Origin of the sequence: Streptomyces glaucescens (genome assembly GCF_002154375.1) — a bacterium.
Lineage (GTDB): Bacteria > Actinomycetota > Actinomycetes > Streptomycetales > Streptomycetaceae > Streptomyces > Streptomyces glaucescens.
In genome coordinates this window covers 1-1,013 of sequence record NZ_MUND01000964.1, presented here as the reverse complement: position 1 = coordinate 1,013, position 1,013 = coordinate 1, and the positions used below count along the sequence as shown (strand labels likewise).

The window sequence follows — 1,013 nt, the reverse complement described above, 5'->3', positions numbered from 1 at the left end:
GCGGTCGAGGGGGAGCTGTCGTTCCATGGCGCCGCGGTGCCGGCGGACGGGCGGCTGGACGTACGGTTCCGCCCCGCGATCACGGGCCTGCGGCGGTGCCGGACGCTCCCGTGCGGCTGCGCTGGTCGGCGCCGCCGGAGGACCGGCTCGCGCTGTCGCGCGGGGGAGCGGAGCCCGCTGCGGGTGGGGCTGCGCGGGGCGCCGTCCGAGGTGCTGATGGAGTGCGACGCGGTGGGGAGCCGGACACCGGGGACACCTACGGCTTCCGGCCGTCTCCGGCCGCTGCTGGGCCGCGGGTGTGCCTAGGAACTGTCAGACAGGCCCTAGTGACCGGCGTCGTCGCCGTCGTAGCGCCGGCGGGCCCGGTGGACCTCGTCGAAGTGGGTCTCCGCCCAGTCCTTCACGGCGGTGAGGAGGAGGCTGAGGCTGCGGCCGAGCGGGGTCAGCTCGTAGTCGACGCGGACCGGGACGGACGGGGTGACGGTGCGGCTGAGGATGCCGTCGCGTTCCAGGGAGCGCAGGGTCTGGGTGAGCATCTTGGGGCTGACGCCGGCGATCTTGCGGCTGAGGTCGCTGTAGCGCATGGGGCCGGCGGCGAGGGCGGCGACGACGAGGCTGACCCACTTGTCGCTGATCCGGTCCAGGAGCTGGTTGGTCGGGCAGGCCTTGAGGAACGCGTCGTACTCGGTGCGGGCCCGCTCGCGCCGCTGGGCCGCGGTCATGGTCGCCATCGCTCACCTCTGGGGTATGAACGCACTTCCGGGTAACTACTTACCGATGGATAGTAACTCTTCCTAGGGTTGCGGGCAGCTGGGGAGACGCCTCAGCTGCCATGTGAACCAAGGGAGTTGTTCATCGTGCGTGCAGTGGTCGTGGAGCGGTTCGGCGGTCCCGAGGCGGTCGAGGTCGTGGAGACCGCGGTGCCGCAGCCGGGTGCGCGGCAGGTGCGGATCAAGGTGGCGGCGGCCGCGCTGAACCCGGTGGACGCCGGGGTGCGGGCGGGCGTCTTCGGG

1 protein-coding gene and 1 pseudogene are annotated in these 1,013 nt (G+C 72.5%); one reads left to right on the top strand and one right to left on the bottom strand.

Going from position 1 to position 1,013, the window contains the following annotated elements; all coding sequences use genetic code 11:
- Positions 1-323: 323 nt before the first annotated feature.
- Positions 324-731 carry a winged helix-turn-helix transcriptional regulator gene (locus tag CCN42_RS39800; protein WP_086172415.1) on the bottom strand — a complete coding sequence of 136 codons (408 nt, stop codon included), beginning with the start codon at positions 729-731 and terminating at the stop codon, positions 324-326.
- Positions 732-857: 126 nt separating this feature from the next.
- On the opposite strand from CCN42_RS39800, the pseudogene CCN42_RS45410 reads away from it, so the two are divergent.
- Positions 858-1,013, top strand: a pseudogene (locus tag CCN42_RS45410) (NADP-dependent oxidoreductase); the annotation flags it as partial.